The sequence below is a fragment of the Opitutales bacterium genome (genome assembly GCA_013215165.1).
Taxonomy (GTDB): Bacteria; Verrucomicrobiota; Verrucomicrobiia; order Opitutales; family JABSRG01; genus JABSRG01.
Genome location: JABSRG010000064.1, coordinates 1 through 20826, shown reverse-complemented (window position 1 = coordinate 20826; position 20826 = coordinate 1). Strand labels below are relative to the sequence as shown.

The following is a 20826-nucleotide window of genomic DNA, read 5'->3' as shown; positions in this document are numbered from 1 at the left end:
GAATATGTCATCCAGCTGATCTTGAAAGCGCCGGAGTCTTTGAAGTAGAGTTGAACTTCGATTCGGAGCGCGAAAAAACACTTTTGATGATCCGCTAATACATAATCCGGGATAATCCGGGTTCAATAATCGAAAAGAGCAACTTGACTATCCCAAGGCCCGCGAAAGCAACCTGCCTGCCTGCAGGCTCGGGGATGGTCGAAAGTGCACACAAGCAAATCATAAAGCAACGTCTTAAAGGCCCGGGCATGGCTTGGCTCACAGCAAACGCAGATGCCTTAATCTCAGCCAGAGTCGACCACACCACCTACATCGAAAGTCAAGAATGGCTCAAAGAGGCCCCATGACTCCACGCACTTCTGGTCACACCCCTTTTTTTTCAGCAAACCAAAAATAAGGCTTGTCAATTTTTGCGAGTGCCTAATTTTTCTCCCTTTCCAATTTTTAGATATTTTATGGGCAATCTCAAAAAGAAGCGTCGTCTCAAGATGAGCAAACACAAGCGCCGCAAGCGCAGTAAAGAAAACCGCCACAAAAAGCGTCAGTGGTAGGATAGCTTCGTCTGGAGCAAAGTCACCAACAACTTTTTCAGAAAGCGTCATCCCTACGGGTGTCGCTTTCTTTTTTGGGTATTGCCCGGACGCGCAGAGTTGCTTGGTTCGAGAGAGTGGAGATTTTGCGGACACGCTTTCCTTGCAAACACTACACAGTGTTTTTGATGCTTACTGTGGGCATCTTCACCTCCGTGTTCGGTCAAGTGCCCGTGCCATTTTTGCCGGACGAGACGAGCACAGCTCAGCAGGAAGCAGATCTACAGGTCCTCGCAAACGAAGCGATCGCATTGGGCTTGAATCAATCTGATGCGATTATCTTACAGATTCTCGACGATCCTGAGCTTAGCACAGACGATAGGATCTACTGGATTTCTAGGCTCGCTGAGCTCTATTTGGCGAGAGGACAGTCAGAGGAAACTGCGAGCGTTGTTGAGGAATTAACATCACTGGGGCTTGTTCCAGAGCGTGTGAGTCTTTTTCAGGCTATGATTGCTTGGTATGCCGAGGATTGGGAAAGAGCGCGATTGTCTTTGGCATCTATCGATTCGAGTCGTTTGGAAGAACGCTGGTTAGCCTGGTATTGGTGTGTCGTCGGCATGCTTGCTGAGCAGTCGGGGCAGGCTGCCGAATCGAGTAATGCGTTTCGCTTGGCTCAGGAAGTCGCCTTGGCTGAACAGATTCCATTCGTTGAATTCTTGCTGCAGAGGAATCGATTGCTGGGAGAAGGGCTTAATGATGAGGAGGTAAGGGAGCTTTCCTTGCAGTTAGATGCTTATCGGGGCCAGGCACTGGAGGTGCAATTTGCTGAACAACTAGCGCTTGCTCGATTTAAACGCGGTGAAGTAGACGCGGCTCGAATTGTTCTACAGTCGCAGAGGCAGCGGCCCCAGGTGGCTGAGCGCCGTGAGCTGTTGGATCGTCTCCTGTGGACAGAGGCATTGATGATGACCACGAGTGGCGGCGATGCGGGGACTCTGCTTCTGGATCTCCTAGATTTTGGACAGAGTCCTGAAATCCTCCGCGCTGCCTTGTCTCGACTCTTGGTTTCAGAAAATCCCGAACTCCTGGATCGTTTAAGGCGTTGGTCTGAACAGTTGCCGGAGCACCCCATTCTTGCTGAGGTCTTGTTTTTTCGAGCGATGATTGAGGTCCAAGAAGGGGATGAGGCATCTGGATTTGCAACAGCTCAGCGGATTTTGGAGCGTTTCCCAGGATCGCCTCTAGTTGTAAGAGCCCAAGAGGTTATGGGTTATGTTGAATGGCGCCGCCAAAACTATCGTTCAGCAGCATCACGCTTTGCTGAAGTGCTGCGCCAAATAGAATCTCGGGATGATCGCCTGAGTTGGCAGAGACTGCTGGCAGACGCCTATTTTTTAAGCGGCGATTATGCCCTGGCAGAGGGCCAATACCGTGCTATTTCAGATAGTGAAGGTGCTTCTGTGGAGATGCGGGTAACGGCACGTTTCCAACAAATCACGTGTCTGATTCGTTTGGGAGATATCTCACGGGCTGAAAGCTTGTTGGATAGTGAGCCCGGCGGCTTTGCAGCCATGGGTGAAATCTGGCGAGCAGAATGGAATGTAGCTTATGCTCTGCGACGAGATGGAAATAGAGAGCGCGCGCTCGAGCGGATTCGGCGGGTGATGAGTAGCGAATTGATCGATGGGGGCTTGTTGATCCGGTATGCCTGGTTGGAGGCCAGGTTGCTTTTGGAGCTAGATCGCTATGACGATGCGATTATGCGTGTAGATGCTCTGGATACGGGTCTAGGAGATAAGTCAGAGGCCGAGGTGATCGCAGAGATTTTGCTGATCGCGATTGAGGCGGCATGGGAAAAAAATAGGACCGAGTTCCCCTCGGAACGTCTTCAAAATTTACGGGAGCGCTATCCTGATACGCAGGCAACGCCCAAGAGTTATTGGCTCGAAGGTCGTTTTCATGCCGAGGCCGGGAGACTAATAGAAGCTGAAGGAGCGATGAACACGCTGACCGAAGCCTACCCGGAGACGGAATGGGCGCGTGTGGCTTCGTTTGAAGCCGCGAATTTTGCGCAGCGTCGCGGAGATATTACATTAGCGATTTCGCGGCTCGAGGCGTATGTCGATGCTGAGGGTGATAAACCTTTGGCGTACCAGGCCCGTCTGAGACAGTCTGAGTTGTTCAGGCAAGCGGGACGTTTTGATGAGTCGCGTGCCTTGCTGGATCAAGTGATTGAGGATTTCGCCGGACGCTCGGATTTATATCTCGCAGAAATGATGCGTGCGGATTCGCTAGCCGCTGGTAGCGATTCATCGCGGCTCGAAAACGCGGTGGCCGCTTATGTCCGTTTGTTGGATCTTGGCGGTGTGCCAAGAGCGTTAAAAGTTGAGGCGCAGTATAAACTCGGGGCTTTGTTTGAGCGTCTCGGTCGATTCGAGGACGCACAATTGAGTTGGCTTGCGTCGGTGGAGCGTTCTAACCGAGCTCTTGAGGCGGACGAACCGTTGGACACCGGTGCCTACTGGGCTGCGCGATCTCTGCTGAACTTGTCGCGCAGTGCTGAGGTAGAAGGAGATCGGGATGCTGCAATTTTGACTTTAGAGCGATTGATTTCGCTCGGTTTGCCGGGGCGTGACCTTGCTCTCGCAAATTTAGAACGATTAAGGCAATAAGCTGAAGTATATGGAGTTTTTGGAGATATTTTGGGAGCTCGGTGGACCCTTTTTGTGGCTCCTGCTTATTTTGGGATGTATCGGCTGTTTTGTTTTTGTGGAGCGCCTTCTGTTTTTGCATCGCTCAACGATCCGCAAAGAAGAATTTTTGAGCGGTATTCTGAACCTTGTTTCGAAAGGGCGGATTCTCGAGGCTTTGACCGTCTGTGAGGAGAATAAGGCGCCTTTGTCGCGCATGATTCGAGCCGGGCTTTTGGCTATTGAGAGCCCAGGCAGCGAGTGCGTCGAAAGGATGAGAGAGGCGGCCTGGCTACAGATGCCTTTGTTGGAGAAGCGGGTAGGGAGCTTGCGTTGGATTGCGCGCATTGCGCCGTTGACGGGTCTACTAGGAACTCTCTTGCCCATGACCACAGCCTTTTTGCAGATGCGAAATGCGGGTCCCTTTCCTGGTAATGACTTCCTGTTTGGGCTGTTGGGCCAGGCAATGGTGACCACCTCTCTCGGGTTTATTGTCGCACTAGTAGCCTACAGCGCGATGCTTTTGCTGCAATCGCGACTAGATCGTCTAGTTTACGATTTAGAGTCAGGAGCAGCTGAGTTCTTAGCCGCAGTTGAAGCAGCCAAAAGAGGAAGGAGCTTCGACAATGCCGAATAGTCAAGACTGCGGTCCCAGGACGGGTTTGAGCCTGTTGGGGTTGTCTGCAGCGCTGCGAGCCAAGCGCCAGGATGGTTGGGATTGGCTGCCGTTTTTTGACGCTCTGCTAATAGTCCTGTTCTGCGTGCTTTGGCATGAGGACTTTGTGTTTATGCCTGGCGTGCCTATTGCGCTTTCCGAGACCGAAGAAGCAGAATATTTCCGCGTAGACGCTGTGCTTACAATCGTTGGCGATCAGTTTTTCTTTGAGAGCGAAGTGGTGGAAGCCGGTAGCCTGGTGGCGGCGTTTGAGAAATATTTTGAGACAGACTTGGATCGCGGAACTCGGCGAACAAGCCTTCTGCTTAAGCTAGACCGTGACTCTGAGATTGAGTCGTTAATGAATATTGTAGAGCAAGCACGTGCCGCAGGGTTTGAGCAAGTTATACTGGCCCGTAGGCCTCGGTCGGCGGGCGGAGGTATTTAGGCATATGGATCGGCACGGTAGTCACGGCATTATGCTCTCCATTTCATTGGTGGGAGTATGGCTTGCTATCGGGTTGGGCGTCCTTTGGTCCTGGCACCTGGATTCACATTCCGGTGGTCTTGCACAGCAGCAAATTGACGCCTTTTCATTCTTTTTTGTGAGTGAGCAAGATCAATTGCTCGAAGGCTGGGAGATGTCGGATACATCACACCTCTTTTTACCAACGGAAAACAATTACACGCGCCGCCGACTCGAACGCACCGTCGGGGGGCTCGGCGGGGATCGATTTTCATTCTTTGCTCAAGACATTGAATCCGGGGCAGTTCAAATGCCCGTCCAACTCCCAACTGTTGATCTGGATTCTGAGCTTGCTTCAATGGAGAGGGTGGAGCGCTTCTGGTTTCAAGCACCTGTGGCAAATTTGGAGAATTCCTCTCAGAAGCAGCTCTACGGGATTTTGGTGAATACCGCAGGCGACAGTTTGGGGACGATTCCGATCGATCAGGCCGTTTCTGCTATCGATGAACTCGCTCGTGCTGTGGACTATCGGCTGGCCATCGAATTTGGTGCTTTGTTGGGAGCCCCCATCCGGCAATTTTCGACTGGTAACTTAGATCTTGATTCGCGTTTAGACGCGCTGGTTGAGCTTGCATTAGATGGCTTTGTGTTTCCGGTTGATGGAACGCTGTTTTTGAGAGTTGTTCCTTAGGCTGTTTCGCATGTTGAAGCGGTAGTCACTACACGTCTTATTTTGTCCCCTTTTGGGGTTGACGAGGTATGGGGCAATCTTCACGTTCCGACGTTTCTGTATTTACTTCTCTCTTTGCGCCCTTGTAGCTCAGTCGGCAGAGCGCGTCCTTGGTAAGGACGAGGTCGGCGGTTCAAGTCCGCTCGAGGGCTCCATAAATTACCTAATTTCTTACATACATATAACCTCTAACAATCCATGGCTAAGGAAACATTCGAAAGAACCAAACCGCACGTAAACGTGGGCACCATCGGTCACATTGACCACGGTAAAACCACGACCACGACTGCTCTGCTTAAGGTGCAATCAGACAAGGGCCTTGCTGAGTTCAAGTCTTACGCGGACATCGCGAAGGGTGGAACGGTTCGTGACGAAACTAAGACAGTAACGATCGCTGTAGCACACGTTGAGTATGAAACTGATGCTCGCCACTACGCGCACGTTGACTGCCCAGGACACGCAGACTTCGTAAAGAACATGATCACAGGTGCTGCTCAGATGGATGGCGCGATCTTGGTCGTTTCTGCATCTGACGGCCCCATGCCTCAGACTCGTGAGCACATCCTTTTGGCTCGCCAGGTAGGTGTGCCTCAAATCGTTGTGTTCATGAACAAGGTTGACCTTGTCGACGACGAAGAGCTTCTCGAGCTGGTTGAGATGGAGATCCGTGATCTTCTCAGCAAGTATGACTTTGACGGCGATGGCATCACTGTTGTGCGCGGTTCTGCTAAGGGCGCTATCGATGGCGAGCAAAAGTGGGTAGATAGCCTTTCTGAGCTTCTCGATGCTGTTGACGCAGACGTCGCTGCTCCTGAGCGTGACATTGACAAGCCTTTCCTCATGTCTGTTGAAGACGTGTTTTCTATCACCGGTCGCGGAACTGTTGCTACTGGTCGTATCGAGCGCGGTATTATTAAAGTAGGCGAAGAGATCGAAATCGTTGGCATGCGCGACACCCAGACAACCACAGTTACGGGCGTTGAGATGTTCCGCAAGCTGCTCCCACAAGGTCAAGCTGGCGACAATGTAGGTCTGCTCCTTCGTGGTGTTGAAAAGTCTGCCATCAGCCGTGGACAAGTCCTTGCAAAGCCAGGGTCCATTACTCCCCACAGCAAGGCACAGGCTGAGCTCTATGTCCTCTCTAAGGACGAAGGCGGACGTCACACTCCATTCTTCAACGGTTATCGTCCTCAGTTCTTCTTCGGCACTGCTGACGTGACTGGCATCTGTAACCTTCCTGACGGCGTTGAGATGGTTATGCCTGGTGATAACCTCACCATCACCATCGAGCTCGGAAAGCAGATCGCTATGGAGAAAGGACAACGCTTCGCGATCCGTGAGGGTGGCCGCACTATTGGTGCCGGACGTATCACTGAAGTCGTCGAGTAGTCTCTTACTTTATTCATACTTTTTGAATCAGGCCGGGCCTCTTTTGGAGGCCCGGCTTAGCCTTTTAAATACACTAACGATACAGGAGAGTAGTTCAATTGGTAGAGCAGCGGTCTCCAAAACCGCAAGTTGGGGGTTCGAATCCCTCCTCTCCTGCCAACAAACATTATGAGTAACCCATTTCGGCGCATTAGGATCTTCTGGGGTGAAATGATCCGCGAACTGAAGAAGGCTTCTTGGCCTTCTCGAAAAGAGCTCCAGAGTTCTACGATCATTGTTTTGATCGCGACTGCCCTCTTGGGTGCCTTCACCAGCCTTTCCGACTTCTCAGTCCAGAATGTCGTTCAGCTGTTTACTAACCTAGTAAGCAACTAGTTTTTGTCATGCCTCTCAGTGGTCCCAACTGGTTTGCCGTCCAATGCCTCTCCAATCAGGAGGCCAAGGCTAAACGCTATCTCGATAAGTTCATCGAAATCGAAGAGATGGGCGAATTTGTATACGAGGTCCTTATGCCGGAAGAAACTGTGGCTGAGGTCAAAAATGGCAAAAAGACCCAACGTAAGCGCAAATTTTATCCGGGTTATATCTTCGTGCACATGACCCTGTTTGATGAAGCAGGAAAACTCCTTCAGGAGCCTTGGTATTTTGTGCGTGAAGCACAGGGAGTCATCAATTTTGTCGGTGGCGATCAGCCTACACCGCTCAAGAAGTCAGAGATCGACCGAATCATTAGCCAGGCGAGCGAAGCTGAAGGCAAGGAAGTGCCCAAAGTCACTTATCAGGTCAGCGAGGATGTCAAAATTAACGATGGGCCTTTTGCATCGATGGTGGGACGGATCGACGAAATCGATCCAGAGAAGGGAAAACTCAAGGTGTCTGTATCAATTTTTGGACGCTTCACCCCAGTGGAATTAGAATACTGGCAGGTCGAGCGTTCAGAGGAGGAATAAGAAAGCCTTCACTAAACTGCGGTGGGATTTTGTCCCGCCCGTCGAAAACGAACTAACATGTCAAAGAAAATCACAGGAACCATCCGTTTACAGCTTCCCGCTGGATCTGCCAATCCTGCCCCTCCGGTAGGGCCGGCTCTTGGCGCGAAGGGTGTAAACATCATGGGCTTCTGTAAGGAGTTCAACGCGAGAACAAAGGACCAAGCTGGCATGATCTTGCCAGTGGTGATCACCGTTTATGCGGACCGATCATTCACCTTCATTCTCAAGAGTCCTCCTGCTGCCGTACTCCTCAAGAAAGCGGCAGGTTTGGCCAAAGGTTCTGGCGTTCCCAACAAGGACAAGGTGGGTAAAGTCACCAAAGAGCAAGTTCTCGAGATCGTGAAGATCAAGCAGAACGACCTCAACGCTTCAGACCCCGAGGCAGCAGCCCGTATGATCATCGGTACCGCGCAAAGCATGGGTATCGAAATTGAAGAATAAGCGCTCTGTTTCGAGCGAATTAACGCACACACAACATGGTAAAACTAAGCAAACGCTACCAGAAAGCACTCGAAGTCGGTGATCTGACTCAGGGCTATTCTCTGGAAGAAGCTGTCAATCTGCTCAAGCAGATGCCTTCGCCCAAGTTTGACGAGACCATCGAACTGTCAGCTCACCTTCATGTTGATCCTCGCCAGAGTGATCAAATGGTACGTGGCACAGTTTCACTTCCTCACGGTAGTGGTCGGAAGGTCGTGGTCCTTGCTTTCACCGACAAACCTGAGGAAGCCATCGCAGCCGGTGCCGACTTCGCAGGTTTGGAGGATATGATCGCTAAGGTCCAAGATGGATGGATCGATTTCGACAAGGCGATCGCCACACCGGCAGCAATGAAACTCGTCCGCTCCGTAGCACGCGTGCTCGGTCCTCGCGGACTCATGCCGAACCCCAAGTCGGGAACGGTAACAGATGACCTGGCCGCGGGCATCCAAGCTGTGAAAGCTGGCCAGGTAGAATACAAGATGGACAAGACTGCCAATATCTCAGTGGTCTGTGGCAAAAAGTCGTTTGGAAACGAACAGATCGTTGAGAACGTCAAGACTGCCATCGACTCAATCGGTAAAGCACGTCCTGAAGCATTTGCGGGTCGCTATATAAAGAGCATGGCCGTATCTGCATCCATGAGTCCCAGCGTAAAGTTGGAATCTACCGTTTTCGGAAGCTTTTAGGAGGTCTGTCTACATGAGAGCTGAAAAAGAATTTCTATTGGCCGAAGTGAATACTCAGTTGGATAAGTCTGACTACGTATTTCTCACTAATTACAGCCGTATCACGGTTGAAGAAACTGAAGAACTCCGTGCTTCGTTGTCTGAATTTGATGCTGAATTTCACGTTGTGAAGAACAGTATTCTGAATGTCGCAGCGAAGACGCGCGATCTCCCAGAGATGGGTGATTGGCTGACTGGCCCCACTGCTATTATCGTTGGAGGTAACAATCCATCAGGCGTAGCTAAGGTGCTCGGCAAGTTCTTCAAGGATAAGGAAAAGGTAGAACTCAAAGGGGGCGCTCTCAATGAGCGTTTGCTGAATGCTGAGGAGATAGAGGCGCTGTCGAAGCTCCCATCTCTAGATGTATTGCGCGCTCAGCTCATGGGCCTCTTGAATACACCTGCTCAATCTTTCGTATCCGTACTCAATGCCGTTCCTGTTTCCGTCCTGAACCTCTTGAAGGCGAAGGAAGAACAGGGCGATTCCTAACTCTAAACTTTCAGTCCCGATTAATTTGGGGCTGTTTCTCGAATACAATACTAACCATCCAAAGAATAAGGTTAGGGGAATTTCCCTTAAATGCCGCAAGGCGCTAACCATTCAAGGAGGACACATGTCAGATATCACAAAAGAACAAGTAATCGACTGGCTCAGCGCTCAAAGCGTTCTTGAAGTCGCCGGTCTCGTCAAAGAACTCGAAGAAAAGTGGGGCGTGAGCGCTGCTGCTCCTGTCGCTGTTGCTGCTGCACCGGGTGCTGCTGCTGGAGGCGAAGCTGCTCCTGCTGAGGAAAAGACTGAATTCGACGTCATCCTCGCTGAATTCGGAAGCAACAAGATCGCTGTTATTAAGGAAGTTCGCGGAATTACCGGACTTGGCCTTAAGGAAGCGAAGGAACTCGTTGAAGGTGCTCCCAAGCCCATCAAGGAAGGTGTTTCCAAAGACGAAGCCGAGGAACTCCAGAAAAAGCTCGAGGCCGCTGGCGCGAAGGTCGAAGTCAAATAACGACCCTTTTTTGCAAACAGAGAAATTCATACATCCTTCTCTTTACGTATGCACACCAGTCTGTATGGCTGGTGTGCTTCGCTGTCTTCAATCTTCTCGATTTCTCCATCTTTTGAGTTTGGAACGGGAACCAGTCATAGTCTGATCTGTTTCCCGTTCCAAGTTCTCTTCCACTTACTCAACACACTATCACCGCTATTATGTCAGAGCGCATCAACTTCGGAACGCTTCAGGAGGTCATCCAGCCTCCAAATCTGATCGAAAACCAGATCACTTCTTTCAGAGAATTTCTCCAGCTGGACAAGCCAGCGAGCCAAAGAGGCAATGTGGGCTTAGAGGCCGTTTTTCGGGAAGTATTTCCGATCGAGTCTTATGATGGTCGCTGCACGCTTGAATACCTCAATTACTCACTCGCGGAGTCACGTTTGAGCGAGCTTGAGTGTCTGCGCGAGGGCGTAACCTTCTCCATTTCGCTCTACGTCAAGCTACGTCTCCGTGAGGAAGACCAGATTAAGGACGAAGAGATCTACATGGGTGAGCTGCCCGCGGTGACTGAACGCGGTTCTTTTATTATCAATGGTGCGGAACGGGTGATCGTCAGCCAGCTTCACCGTTCACCCGGAATCTGTTTCGAGGAGACCCCACACACCTCGGGCAAAATGCTTCATGCGTTCCGGATTATTCCTGACCGCGGAACATGGCTCGAAGTCCAATTCGACCAAAACGATTTGCTCTACGTCTACCTCGACCGTCGTCGTCGCCGCCGCAAGTTCCTCGTTACGACCCTGTTGCGTGCGATGGGTCATAGCACCGACAGCGAGATTCTCAAGCTGTTCTATGAAGTGAGTGAAAAAGACGCGAGTGAGCTATTGAGCTTAGACTTAGTGTCTCACTTCGTTCTTGTCGAGGACATGGTTGACGCCGAGAAAGGAATTGTCCTCGCCCGCGCCTTCGAGCCCCTTACCAAGACGATCATTCGCGCTATCGAAGAGACGGGTGTCACAAAGATTACTGCGATCGATACCAACATCGATGACGGAGCTATCATTCGGGCGATCAAAAAGGACCCGACACGCAACGAAGAGGAAGCCCTTAAAGATATTTACAAGCGCCTCCGTCCTGGCGAGCCGCCTACAACGGCCAATGCCAAGGCGTTGATCAAGCGTCTCTTCCTCGATCCAAAACGCTACGACCTCGGACGGGTTGGGCGTTACAAGCTGAACCAAAAGCTTGGCCTTGAGACCGATATCGAATTCCGCCTCATCGCTGTGGAGGATGTCGTTCAGGCAACGAAATACCTCACTAAGCTAAAGCGAGGCGATGGATTCGTTGATGATATCGACCACCTGGGTGCACGTCGTGTGCGCACTGTCGGTGAACTCCTTGCTAACCAGTGCCGCGTTGGACTTGCACGGACCGAGCGCCTCGTCAAAGAGCGCATGACTCTTTATGATCAAAGTGTTGATTCAATCACGCCCCAGAAGTTGATCAATCCTAAGGCACTGAGCACAGTGATCCGTGATTTCTTCGCACGAAGCCAACTGAGCCAGTTCATGGATCAGATCAACCCGCTTGCTGAGCTGACCCACAAACGTCGTCTTTCAGCGCTTGGACCCGGTGGATTGAATCGTGAGCGTGCAGGATTTGAGGTGCGGGACGTGCATCCTTCGCACTACGGTCGTATTTGTCCGATCGAGACTCCTGAAGGTCCCAATATCGGTCTCATCAACTCACTTTCCACCTACTCGCGCATCAACGAGTTCGGTTTCATAGAGACCCCTTACCGCAAGGTTGTGGAAGGTGTCGTAACCGACGAAATCGAGTATCTTAACGCCGACCAAGAAGAGCCCCATATCGTTGCTCAGGCTAATTCTGTTCTAGATAAGAACAACAACTTCGTCGGTAAAGTAATCGCGCGTTACCGCGACGAGGTGATGGAAGTTGAGCCCGAGAAGGTGAAGTATATGGACGTTTCGCCTAAGCAGGTCGTTTCTGTGGCGGCGGGTCTTATTCCCTTCCTCGAGCACGATGATGCGAACCGCGCACTCATGGGCTCAAACATGCAACGTCAAGGCGTGCCGTTGCTTCGCACAGACTCTCCTTTTGTTGGAACGGGTATCGAGCGTCGCGTCGCTGAAGATTCACGCACGATCGAAGTGGCACAGATAGATGGGGTGATCGCTCAGTGTGATTCACGCCGTATTGTCGTCACCACTGACGGTGAGCTTCCGAAGAATTTTGAAAAGAGTCCAAAAACCGACGAGAAGAAGGGCATCCACGTCCATAATCTCCGCAAGTTTATGCGCTCTAATAACGGTACCTGTTTCAACCAAAAGCCGATAGTAAAACGCGGTCAGAAGGTAGTTCAAGGCGATGTCTTGGCAGACGGGGCGGCGACTCAAAACGGTGAGATCGCATTGGGCCGCAATGTCCTAGTAGCTTTCATGCCTTGGAATGGATACAATTTCGAAGATGCTATTCTCATCTCCGAGAAGGTGTTGAAGGAAGACATCTACACGTCCATTCACGTCGAAGAGTTCGATGTAACCGCTCGCGATACAAAACTCGGGCCTGAAGAAATCACGCGTGATATTCCCAATATCGGTGAGGAGGGCCTGCGTAACCTAAACCATGACGGTGTCATCCGCGTTGGTGCCGAGGTAAAGCCAGGTGATATTCTCGTCGGTAAGATTACGCCGAAATCGGAGACTGAGCTGGCTCCTGAAGAGAAGCTCCTTCGAGCGATCTTTGGTGAGAAGGCCGCCGATGTAAAAGACACCTCTCTGCTCGTCCCCTCCGGTGTTTATGGCATCGTAATGGACGTAAAAGTCTCCTCTCGCCTTGATGCTGAGAAGGAGCGTATGTCACCAAGCGACCGCCGCCGACAGATCAAGAAGATCAACGAAGAATACCGCTCACAGACGGATCGTCTCCGCGAAGACCTCACAGAGTCGCTCTCTAACATTCTGCTTGGAGAGAAAATTCCTTTAGACGTCAAGAACGGCGACACAGGCGAAGTCATTATTCCCGCAAACCGCAAGATCACCAAGACTTTGCTCCGTCGCCTGGCTGCTGTCTCGCGCAACATCGATATCGACCCCTCTCCGGTGAAAATCAAAATCATGGAGATCGTCGGTAACTATCAGAGTAAGTTCGAGGAATTTGAGACGGAACGGGAGCGCAAGATCTCAGGGATCGAGACGGGCGAAGACCTCGACTCAGGGGTCGTCAAGAATGTGAAGGTCTACATCGCCACAAAGCGCAAAATGCAGGTGGGTGATAAGATGGCCGGACGCCACGGTAATAAGGGTGTCGTCGCTAAGATCGTCCCTGAGGAAGATATGCCTTATCTTCCCGACGGCACACCGATCGAGATTTGCCTAAACCCACTCGGTGTTCCCTCGCGGATGAATGTCGGCCAGGTTTTGGAGACGCACCTGGGTTGGGCCTGTAGCAAGCTCGGCATCAAAGTAGCGACCCCAGTCTTTGATGGCATTCCTGAAGATCGCATTTGGAACTATATGAAGGATGCTGGACTCCCCGAGACCGGTAAGTCCCAGCTCTATGATGGCCGTTCTGGCGATGCGTTCGATCAACCCGTGGTTGTCGGCTACATGTATATGATGAAGCTGAACCACCTTGTGGCGTCCAAGATTCACGCACGCGCCGTTGGTCCATACAGCCTCATCACACAGCAGCCCTTGGGTGGTAAAGCCCAATACGGTGGTCAGCGTTTCGGAGAAATGGAGGTATGGGCGCTCGAAGCTTATGGTGCTGCCTACACCCTCCAGGAACTTCTCACGGTCAAGTCTGACGATGTTCAGGGCCGGACCAAGATTTACGAATCTCTCGTCAAGGGAGACAACACTCTGCAAGCGGGCACCCCGCAGTCCTTCAACGTATTGATGAAGGAGATGCAGTCCCTCTGTCTGGATGTCCGCCTCACAAAGGAAACCAGCATCGAAGCCATTTAACCAGCTCCACCGCCCATAGCTATGATTACGGAACAACTTCAAGATACCCTCGGATTGGAATCCAACCAGTCCTTCGACAGCGTCTCGATCACCGTTGCCTCTCCTGACACGATTCGCTCCTGGTCACGTGGTGAGGTCAAAAATCCCGAGACCATTAATTATCGGACTTTTAAGCCCGAACCCGGCGGTCTGTTTTGCCAACGTATTTTCGGACCCGTTCGCGACTACGAATGTGCCTGCGGTAAATACAAGCGCATCAAATACAAGGGTGTCGTCTGCGACCGTTGTGGCGTAGAAGTCACTGTATCGCGTGTGCGCCGCGAGCGCATGGGACACATTGAGCTTGCCGTCCCTGTTTCTCACATCTGGTTCCTGAAGAGCATGCCCAGTCGCTTGGGACTGCTCCTCGACGTCACCGCGCGTAACCTAGAGCGTGTGATCTACTACGAAAACTACATGGTAGTGGATCCAGGCAAGACGCCGCTGGAAGAGAAGCAGTTGCTGACCGAACAGGAGTATCTCCAGGCTTGCGACGAATACGGCGAGGATGCCTTCGTTGCAAAAATGGGAGCCGAAGCCCTGCGCGATGCTCTTGAAGGCATGGATCTAGAAGGCGCAGTGGATGAGCTTCATGAGCAGATGCACGCCACCCGCTCAAAGCAGATCAAAAAGAAGATCTCAAAGCGTTTAAAGGTCATTCAGGGTTTCATCGAGTCGGGCACACGTCCCGAGTGGATGATCCTCGAAGTGCTTCCTGTGGTCCCACCAGACCTGCGCCCACTCGTTCCTCTTGAGGGTGGTCGTTTCGCGACTTCTGATCTCAACGACCTGTATCGCCGTGTCATCAACCGGAACAACCGATTGAAGAACCTGCTTCAGCTCAAGACTCCTGACGTGATCATCCACAATGAGAAGCGGATGCTCCAGGAGGCGGTAGATGCCATGTTCGACAATGGCCGTCATGGTCGTGCCGTCACCGGTGCTGGGAACCGTCCACTCAAGTCTTTGAGTGATATGCTTAAGGGTAAGCAAGGTCGCTTCCGCCAGAATCTTCTTGGAAAGCGTGTCGATTATTCTGGTCGTTCCGTCATTGTGATCGGACCCGAGTTGAAACTGCACCAGTGCGGACTTCCCAAGAAAATGGCCCTCGTTTTGTTCGAGCCATTCATTATTCGTCGCCTCAAGGAACTCGGTTTTGTCCATACAGTTCGCGGAGCGCGTAAGATGATTGAGAAGAAGTCTCCAGAAGTCTGGGATATCCTTGAGGAGGTGACGAAGGGGCACCCGGTTCTTCTGAACCGTGCGCCGACACTCCACCGACTCTCCATCCAGGCTTTTGAACCAGTCCTGATCGAAGGAGATGCGATCCAGCTCCACCCATTGACTTGTACCGCTTATAACGCCGATTTTGACGGCGACCAGATGGCGGTGCACGTGCCGCTCTCGCTTGAGGCGATCATGGAAGCCAAACTGCTCATGATGGCGACACACAATATCTTCTCGCCCTCCAGTGGTAAGCCGATTTTGACCCCGTCTCAGGACGTTGTGCTCGGTATGTATTATATTACCTGTGAGCCTAGGATTAAGCCTGCTGAAGGTCAGCGCGTACCGCTCATCGGGAGCCTCGAAGAAGCTCTCGTTGCAGAGATCGAAGGGGACATCCAAAAGGATTCATGGGTCGATTATGCTAATCCTGACTACGGAAGCCCAGAGACGGTTTACGGTGAATCGGAAAAGCGAATCATTCGCACCACACTCGGACGGATTATCTTCAACACCATTTGGCCGAAAGAGCTTGGCTTCATTAACTTCACCGTTGGCAAAAAGATGCTCGGTGAGGTGATCATGTCGACCTATAAGAAGTGCGGTAAGGAGGAGACCATTGAGACACTCGACCGCCTGAAGGCTCTCGGCTTCAAGATCGCGATGCATGCCGGTATTTCGATTGGTATCCAGGATATGATCATCCCGGATGAAAAGGTGGATATCGTGAAAGCAGCTCGCAAGCGGATCGAGGAAGTCGATGCGCAATACAAACGGGGTATCATTACCACCGGTGAGCGCTATAACAAGATCATTGAAATCTGGACAAACGCTACCGATACGATCGCTAAGGCTGTGTTCAACTGTCTGGATGACAACGATGGTCGCGAAGCGATTAACCCCGTTTACATCATGATGGACTCAGGTGCGCGGGGTAACCGTCAGCAGGTGCGTCAATTGTGTGGAACACGTGGATTGATGGCTAAACCTTCCGGTGAAATTATCGAACGTCCGATTTTGTCATCTTTCCGCGAAGGCCTAACAGTTCTCGAATACTTCATCTCGACTCACGGTGCCCGTAAGGGACTGGCGGACACGGCGCTTAAGACAGCGGATGCGGGTTATCTGACACGAAAACTGTGTGACGTCGCCATGGACTGCACAATCGTTGACATCGATGACGGGCGTCGCGACGGCATCTGGAAAGAAGCCATTTATGAAGGCGACGATCAGATCGTAAGCCTGAAGGAGCGCATCATCGGTCGTTGCTCGACTCTTGATGTCTACAGCCCGCTCGATTCAGATGAGCTTATCATCGGCGCTGGCGAATTGATTACTCCAGATATCGGCGAAAAGATCGAGAATCTGGGCATCGAGCGCATCAAGGTTATGTCTGCCCTGAGCACGCGCATTGAGCATGGTATGACCGCGCTCGAGTATGGTATCGACCCAGGCACGAGCTCAATGGTTGAAGTCGGTACCTCCGTCGGAATTATCGCCGCCCAATCCATCGGTGAGCCAGGCACCCAGTTGACCATGCGGACCTTCCACATCGGTGGTATTGCCAGCTCGGTCATGAAAGAGCCGCAAATCATCGTCCGCAGCGATGGTATCGTAAACTTCAAGGGATTACGGACTGTAGAAGTCGGACAGGGCGCTGTCGTGGTTCTCAACAAGACTGGTTCGATTACAATCACAGACGACGAAGGTAGAGAGCTCGAGCACTACAACATTGTAGCCGGTTCCGCTGTCTTCATCGGAGATGGTCAAGAAATCACTAAGGGTGCCGTGCTCGCGCAATGGGATCCACACAACATTCCAATACTTTCCGAGCGTCCTGGAACCATCTCATTTCATGACATGATCCCAGGTGTGACAGTGAAGCGCGAAATGGATGATGCCTCCGGCTCGATCCAGACCGTCGTAATCGAACACAAGGAAGACCTCAATCCGATGGTCGAAGTTCGGGATCAGAAGGGTAAGATCGTCGCATCTTATAACATCCCGACTGGCGCTCAGGTAGTTGTGAACGAAGGTGACGATATCGCGGCGGGTGCCCTGCTCGCGAAGACGCCACGTCAGGCTTCCAAGACTCAGGACATTACCGGCGGTCTGCCCCGTGTCGCCGAGCTCTTCGAAGCGCGCCGACCCAAAGAAGCAGCTGAGATGTCAAAGATCTCGGGTATCGTTTCAATGAACGGTATGCTCCGCGGTAAGAAGCGTCTCGTTGTGACCGATTCAGACGAGAACAGCGAAGAACACCTGATCCCGCATGGTAAGCACATCATCGTGCAGCCTGGCGACCTTGTGTCCAAGGGACAGTTCCTTACTGAGGGTGCTGCGGATCCGCATGAGATTCTCGATATCTTAGGTAACGCTCATTGCTATGAGTATCTCATCACAGAGATCCAGAAGGTCTACCGCATGCAAGGGGTGACGATCGATGATAAGCACATCGAGGTCATCGTGGCACAGATGCTCAAGAAGGTCCGTATCACCGATCCAGGTGACTCCGATTTCTTCTGGGGTGAACAAATCTACCGTCACCAGTTCCTCGAAGCCAACGAAGAGATTATTGACGCAGGGGGTAAGGCTGCTGAAGGCGAGCCGATCCTTCTCGGGATCACCAAGGCTTCAGTCGAGACCGAATCCTTCATTTCTGCGGCGTCCTTCCAAGAGACGACACGCGTCCTGACTGATGCTTCTACATTGGGTAAGGTCGATCGCCTCAAGGGCTTCAAGGAGAACGTGATCATGGGTAACCTAATTCCTGCGGGAACAGGTCTGCCAAAATATCGCCGCCTCAAAATCGACACCCTCGGTGCCTCATTCGAGGGCGGAACCGAGGCATCATCATCGGGCGACTTGGTCGGATAGGCTAGTATACCAATTAGACTATTATTTCAAAGCCCTGAGAGCCTTGTGCTCTCAGGGCTTTTTTTTGTCAGCCTAGCTCGAAAGATCCGTTTTACCGTAACGTAAAGGTTCTTTAGAATACCTCCTTACGATCACTCTCAATGAGAAGGCATCCTGCATCAAGTTGTGGTGGAGCCTCTGTGAGTGCGAGGGGGATTGTATTCATGATTTGTCAGATGCCGATGGGTATCGAAAAATACTCGTTTCAGTAGTGAAATCCGACTTGAAACCGCAGATCTAATGGGAGAAAAATCTAAGACATTAGAAAAATAATATGAAGCTCAAAAATCCCGGTATTTTTGTTACTATTCTACTCTCATTTAGTTTTACTACGATTTCTTATTCGGCTGGGATTCAAACTGCCGAGGAGGTTGTCCAAAATTTTTACGATAACATTTTCTCAAAGGTAAGTGAGGCATACACGAATGAATTTGTGCTGCCAGTATTTGGAAGAGATCCCCAAAAAGATAAGCAATCTCCTGCATTTGATCTCGTGGTTGATGATACTGGAGGTATTCGTTCGATCGGACCGAGATACGCAAATGCATCTGAATGGAAAGAGCCAATAAGGCAGGCTCTTCTTAGATGGAAATTAAATCCTGCAAAGTATATGGGTACTCCTGTTTGGAGTCATAAAAAATTGTATTTCAAAGACTACTTATACCTAGTAAGTAAGCATGATGGGGATCTAGTTCTTCCTGTTGCGAATTGGTCTCTTGATTCTAAAGTGATTGGTAGGATACGAACACTTAACACAGTTGATAGCGGTGGGCCCAGTCTGTTTACTTTCCATGTTGATGCGGAAGGAAATACCACAAAAATAAGGTCAAGGTCCGACTCCGGCAGGGTAGTTGTAAAAAATTATTTTGCAGAACAACTCGATGTGTTTAAGTTTACCCCGCTGAAAGTAAATGGAGAACCCACCGCTTGTAAAATGCGACTCCGTATTGATGCGACCCTTGCTTCGAACCATGGGTATGATGATTTTGCTACAAGAGAGTGGTTCGGTTTTGATAGCGATGCCCAGAGCGAACTTATAAGTAGTTTAGCTCCTGGGGAATTTAGATATGCGATCATGTGGTCGCCTTCTGGGAGGGTTAATTCGGTCGTTCCTTTGACTGAAAACACCCCCTTTCAGCTCACATTTTCAGTAATTGCGAACATACGGAAATGGCAATCAAAAGCACTGTCCGACGAGTCGCAAGATTCGGCCAATACTGAGTTAATAACGATCGTCTTAAATGAAGATGGTAGAACACGTTTACAAGATGAACGTGGTGAATTATTCAGATACAGACAGGCGGTTCGCAAGTCACCAGTTCGTCTTGAATATCCGTTAGAATTAAAAAGTCGTCGAATCCAAGGAGCGGTTAGAGCCCTTATCGATGTCCACACAGATGGCAGTGCTTCATTGGTTAAAGTAATTGAGTCAAGCGACCCGAAATTTTCCGAAGCGGCCGAACGAGCAATCGAGAGAGTTGTTTTCTCTCCTGCTTCTGTGAATGATGTTCCTATTAGGATGCGTTACACTCAAATACTAAGCTTCCGCTTAGATTAATAAATAACCTTTAATGTGTTTGCTCTCTCTTCTTCCATCAGTTGAAGCGCCATATCCTTACATTTCTCATATAAAGAGGAATCATCGAGTATTGTTGGTTCATTTGCAATTCGCTTAGAGATAGCATATGCCCAAGCTCAAGCCAGCTCATATGCACCGTCGGACCGGCGTGCGACGAGACCTTGTAGTTCGAGCATCATTAGGCTGCTGCTCACGGCGCTGAAAGTTAGGCTGGTTTTGTCTACCATAGCATCTGTGCTTATGATCTCGCCGCCTTGAAGTTCTTTGAGAATTTCTGACTCTGGGCCGGTTGCTTGTTTGCTTTCGGCTGCGAGCGAGGCGAACAGCTCGGGTTGGCTGTTCCAGTCGAGTTCTTCTAATATCTCGTCAGGTTTTGATACTAAAATAGCTCCATCGCGAATGAGTTGGTGACAGCCAGCGCTCGCCGTGGAGTCGATACGTCCGGGAACGGCGCATACTGTCTTTCCCTGTTCGGCGGCAAACTTTGCGGTGATCATGCTGCCGCCTTTCACATCGGTTTCCACCACGAGCACTACACGGGCTATCCCGGAGACGATGCGGTTCCGCATGGGGAAGGAGGTCTTGCTTGCTGCGGTTCCAAAAGAGAATTCGGAGATCACAGCTCCCTTTACGCTTATCTGTTCGAAGAGCTCGAGGTGCTCGGGTGGGTAGATGCGATCAAATCCCGATCCCATCACTGCGATCGTTGAGCCCCTCTCCTCGAGAGCACCCCTGTGAGCTTCGGCATCAATACCCCGAGCCATACCACTGATAACCGTGACTCCAGCCGAGGAAAGAGTTCTGGCCCATTCATTAGCGATCTTTCGTCCATATGGAGTAGTCCGTCGACTGCCTATGATCGCGACGTCCGCATGAGATGCCCCCAGATCTCCTTTCCAATACAGTCCGATTGGGGCGTCGGGCAGATGTCGGAGTCTTTCAGGATACTCAGAATCACTCTTGCCCACAAACCGTAAACCATACTGGCCTATCTTTCTGATCTCTTTGTCGGTATCGACTATACTATCCCATTGGAGTAGGGATTGAATCGCCTTAGTTCCGATGTCGCGGATTCCGATCAGCTCCGATTTTTTCATTTTGAGACAATCAGAAATAGAGCATCCGTGCGTCTCCATCAATCGACGTAGACGGATAGGGCCCCAGTGAGGTAAGGCATTAAAAACAAGAGCTGCGTGTGTTTCGGCATCCACCTTTTAGGAACGTATCCAATGACCAGGTTTTCAATCTGACTTCGATTGTGCAGTGAGGTTTGAGAAAGAAGTTTTGTGTAATGATACATCTTTTTTAAACATTCAAATATAGTTGCTTAAACTGATAATTCCTAATTAAGTTCACAGCCATCCCATAGGGATGCGCTAAAAAATTAAAAAGTGGTTGGCTCTGGCGGACTTCCGATCAAGGAAGTC

16 protein-coding genes and 2 tRNA genes are annotated in these 20826 nt (G+C 50.9%); 16 read left to right on the top strand and 2 right to left on the bottom strand.

Going from position 1 to position 20826, the window contains the following annotated elements:
• Positions 1–284: 284 nt before the first annotated feature.
• Entirely contained in the window at positions 285–602 is a 318-nt protein-coding gene (locus HRU10_12830; GenBank protein NRA28114.1) for a hypothetical protein, read from the bottom strand.
• 116 nt (positions 603–718) lie between these two features.
• Between HRU10_12830 and HRU10_12825 the strand changes: the two genes are divergently transcribed.
• The 16 genes from HRU10_12825 to HRU10_12750 all read left to right on the top strand — a co-directional run bounded on the left by HRU10_12825 (position 719) and on the right by HRU10_12750 (position 19378).
• Positions 719–3205, top strand: a complete 2487-nt coding sequence (locus HRU10_12825) for a tetratricopeptide repeat protein (protein ID NRA28113.1) — start codon at positions 719–721, stop codon at positions 3203–3205.
• 10 nt (positions 3206–3215) lie between these two features.
• The gene (locus HRU10_12820) at positions 3216–3860 is read left to right on the top strand and encodes a MotA/TolQ/ExbB proton channel family protein (GenBank protein NRA28112.1); all 645 of its coding nucleotides are present in this window, start codon (positions 3216–3218) and stop codon (positions 3858–3860) included.
• A complete protein-coding gene (locus tag HRU10_12815; protein ID NRA28111.1) occupies positions 3850–4326 on the top strand; it encodes a hypothetical protein in 477 nt (158 codons plus the stop codon). The genes HRU10_12820 and HRU10_12815 overlap by 11 nt, the downstream gene beginning before the upstream one ends.
• Positions 4327–4357: 31 nt before the next feature.
• Positions 4358–5035, top strand: coding sequence for a hypothetical protein (locus HRU10_12810; protein ID NRA28110.1), 678 nt, complete (start codon positions 4358–4360; stop codon positions 5033–5035).
• Between the two features lie 118 nt (positions 5036–5153).
• Positions 5154–5229: transfer RNA gene (locus HRU10_12805), tRNA-Thr, on the top strand.
• Between the two features lie 43 nt (positions 5230–5272).
• Complete coding sequence (gene tuf / locus HRU10_12800) at positions 5273–6463, top strand: elongation factor Tu (protein NRA28109.1); 1191 nt, start codon at positions 5273–5275, stop codon at positions 6461–6463.
• An 83-nt stretch (positions 6464–6546) separates the two neighbouring features.
• A tRNA-Trp gene (locus tag HRU10_12795) sits at positions 6547–6622 on the top strand.
• A gap of 9 nt (positions 6623–6631) precedes the next feature.
• Positions 6632–6838, top strand: a complete 207-nt coding sequence (secE, locus tag HRU10_12790; GenBank protein ID NRA28108.1) for a preprotein translocase subunit SecE — start codon at positions 6632–6634, stop codon at positions 6836–6838.
• An 8-nt stretch (positions 6839–6846) separates the two neighbouring features.
• Positions 6847–7413, top strand: coding sequence for a transcription termination/antitermination factor NusG (nusG, locus tag HRU10_12785; GenBank protein NRA28107.1), 567 nt, complete (start codon positions 6847–6849; stop codon positions 7411–7413).
• Between the two features lie 57 nt (positions 7414–7470).
• On the top strand, positions 7471–7896 hold the full coding sequence (gene rplK / locus HRU10_12780) for a 50S ribosomal protein L11 (protein NRA28106.1): 426 nt from the start codon (positions 7471–7473) through the stop codon (positions 7894–7896).
• A 35-nt stretch (positions 7897–7931) separates the two neighbouring features.
• Positions 7932–8624, top strand: coding sequence for a 50S ribosomal protein L1 (locus HRU10_12775; protein ID NRA28105.1), 693 nt, complete (start codon positions 7932–7934; stop codon positions 8622–8624).
• A 13-nt stretch (positions 8625–8637) separates the two neighbouring features.
• On the top strand, positions 8638–9153 hold the full coding sequence (locus HRU10_12770) for a 50S ribosomal protein L10 (protein ID NRA28104.1): 516 nt from the start codon (positions 8638–8640) through the stop codon (positions 9151–9153).
• Positions 9154–9286: 133 nt separating this feature from the next.
• Entirely contained in the window at positions 9287–9667 is a 381-nt protein-coding gene (gene rplL / locus HRU10_12765; GenBank protein ID NRA28103.1) for a 50S ribosomal protein L7/L12, read from the top strand.
• Between the two features lie 200 nt (positions 9668–9867).
• Positions 9868–13641, top strand: coding sequence for a DNA-directed RNA polymerase subunit beta (gene rpoB, locus HRU10_12760; protein ID NRA28102.1), 3774 nt, complete (start codon positions 9868–9870; stop codon positions 13639–13641).
• A gap of 21 nt (positions 13642–13662) precedes the next feature.
• Complete coding sequence (gene rpoC, locus HRU10_12755; protein ID NRA28101.1) at positions 13663–17781, top strand: DNA-directed RNA polymerase subunit beta'; 4119 nt, start codon at positions 13663–13665, stop codon at positions 17779–17781.
• A gap of 313 nt (positions 17782–18094) precedes the next feature.
• The gene (locus HRU10_12750; protein NRA28100.1) at positions 18095–19378 is read left to right on the top strand and encodes an energy transducer TonB; all 1284 of its coding nucleotides are present in this window, start codon (positions 18095–18097) and stop codon (positions 19376–19378) included.
• Between the two features lie 137 nt (positions 19379–19515).
• Here HRU10_12750 and dprA read toward each other — a convergent pair whose 3' ends face one another.
• Positions 19516–20496 carry a DNA-protecting protein DprA gene (gene dprA / locus HRU10_12745; GenBank protein ID NRA28099.1) on the bottom strand — a complete coding sequence of 327 codons (981 nt, stop codon included), beginning with the start codon at positions 20494–20496 and terminating at the stop codon, positions 19516–19518.
• Between the last annotated feature and the right edge of the window lie 330 nt (positions 20497–20826).

What these genes read in the sequence shown, in the direction of transcription:
- HRU10_12830 (NRA28114.1), bottom strand. Translation starts at nt 602, where the DNA reads ATGACGCTTTCTGAAAAAGTTGTTGGTGACTTTGCTCCAGACGAAGCT.
- HRU10_12825 (NRA28113.1), top strand. Translation starts at nt 719, where the DNA reads ATGCTTACTGTGGGCATCTTCACCTCCGTGTTCGGTCAAGTGCCCGTG.
- HRU10_12820 (NRA28112.1), top strand. Translation starts at nt 3,216, where the DNA reads ATGGAGTTTTTGGAGATATTTTGGGAGCTCGGTGGACCCTTTTTGTGG.
- HRU10_12815 (NRA28111.1), top strand. Translation starts at nt 3,850, where the DNA reads ATGCCGAATAGTCAAGACTGCGGTCCCAGGACGGGTTTGAGCCTGTTG.
- HRU10_12810 (NRA28110.1), top strand. Translation starts at nt 4,358, where the DNA reads ATGCTCTCCATTTCATTGGTGGGAGTATGGCTTGCTATCGGGTTGGGC.
- tuf (NRA28109.1), top strand. Translation starts at nt 5,273, where the DNA reads ATGGCTAAGGAAACATTCGAAAGAACCAAACCGCACGTAAACGTGGGC.
- secE (NRA28108.1), top strand. Translation starts at nt 6,632, where the DNA reads ATGAGTAACCCATTTCGGCGCATTAGGATCTTCTGGGGTGAAATGATC.
- nusG (NRA28107.1), top strand. Translation starts at nt 6,847, where the DNA reads ATGCCTCTCAGTGGTCCCAACTGGTTTGCCGTCCAATGCCTCTCCAAT.
- rplK (NRA28106.1), top strand. Translation starts at nt 7,471, where the DNA reads ATGTCAAAGAAAATCACAGGAACCATCCGTTTACAGCTTCCCGCTGGA.
- HRU10_12775 (NRA28105.1), top strand. Translation starts at nt 7,932, where the DNA reads ATGGTAAAACTAAGCAAACGCTACCAGAAAGCACTCGAAGTCGGTGAT.
- HRU10_12770 (NRA28104.1), top strand. Translation starts at nt 8,638, where the DNA reads ATGAGAGCTGAAAAAGAATTTCTATTGGCCGAAGTGAATACTCAGTTG.
- rpoB (NRA28102.1), top strand. Translation starts at nt 9,868, where the DNA reads ATGTCAGAGCGCATCAACTTCGGAACGCTTCAGGAGGTCATCCAGCCT.
- rpoC (NRA28101.1), top strand. Translation starts at nt 13,663, where the DNA reads ATGATTACGGAACAACTTCAAGATACCCTCGGATTGGAATCCAACCAG.
- HRU10_12750 (NRA28100.1), top strand. Translation starts at nt 18,095, where the DNA reads ATGAAGCTCAAAAATCCCGGTATTTTTGTTACTATTCTACTCTCATTT.
- dprA (NRA28099.1), bottom strand. Translation starts at nt 20,496, where the DNA reads ATGAAAAAATCGGAGCTGATCGGAATCCGCGACATCGGAACTAAGGCG.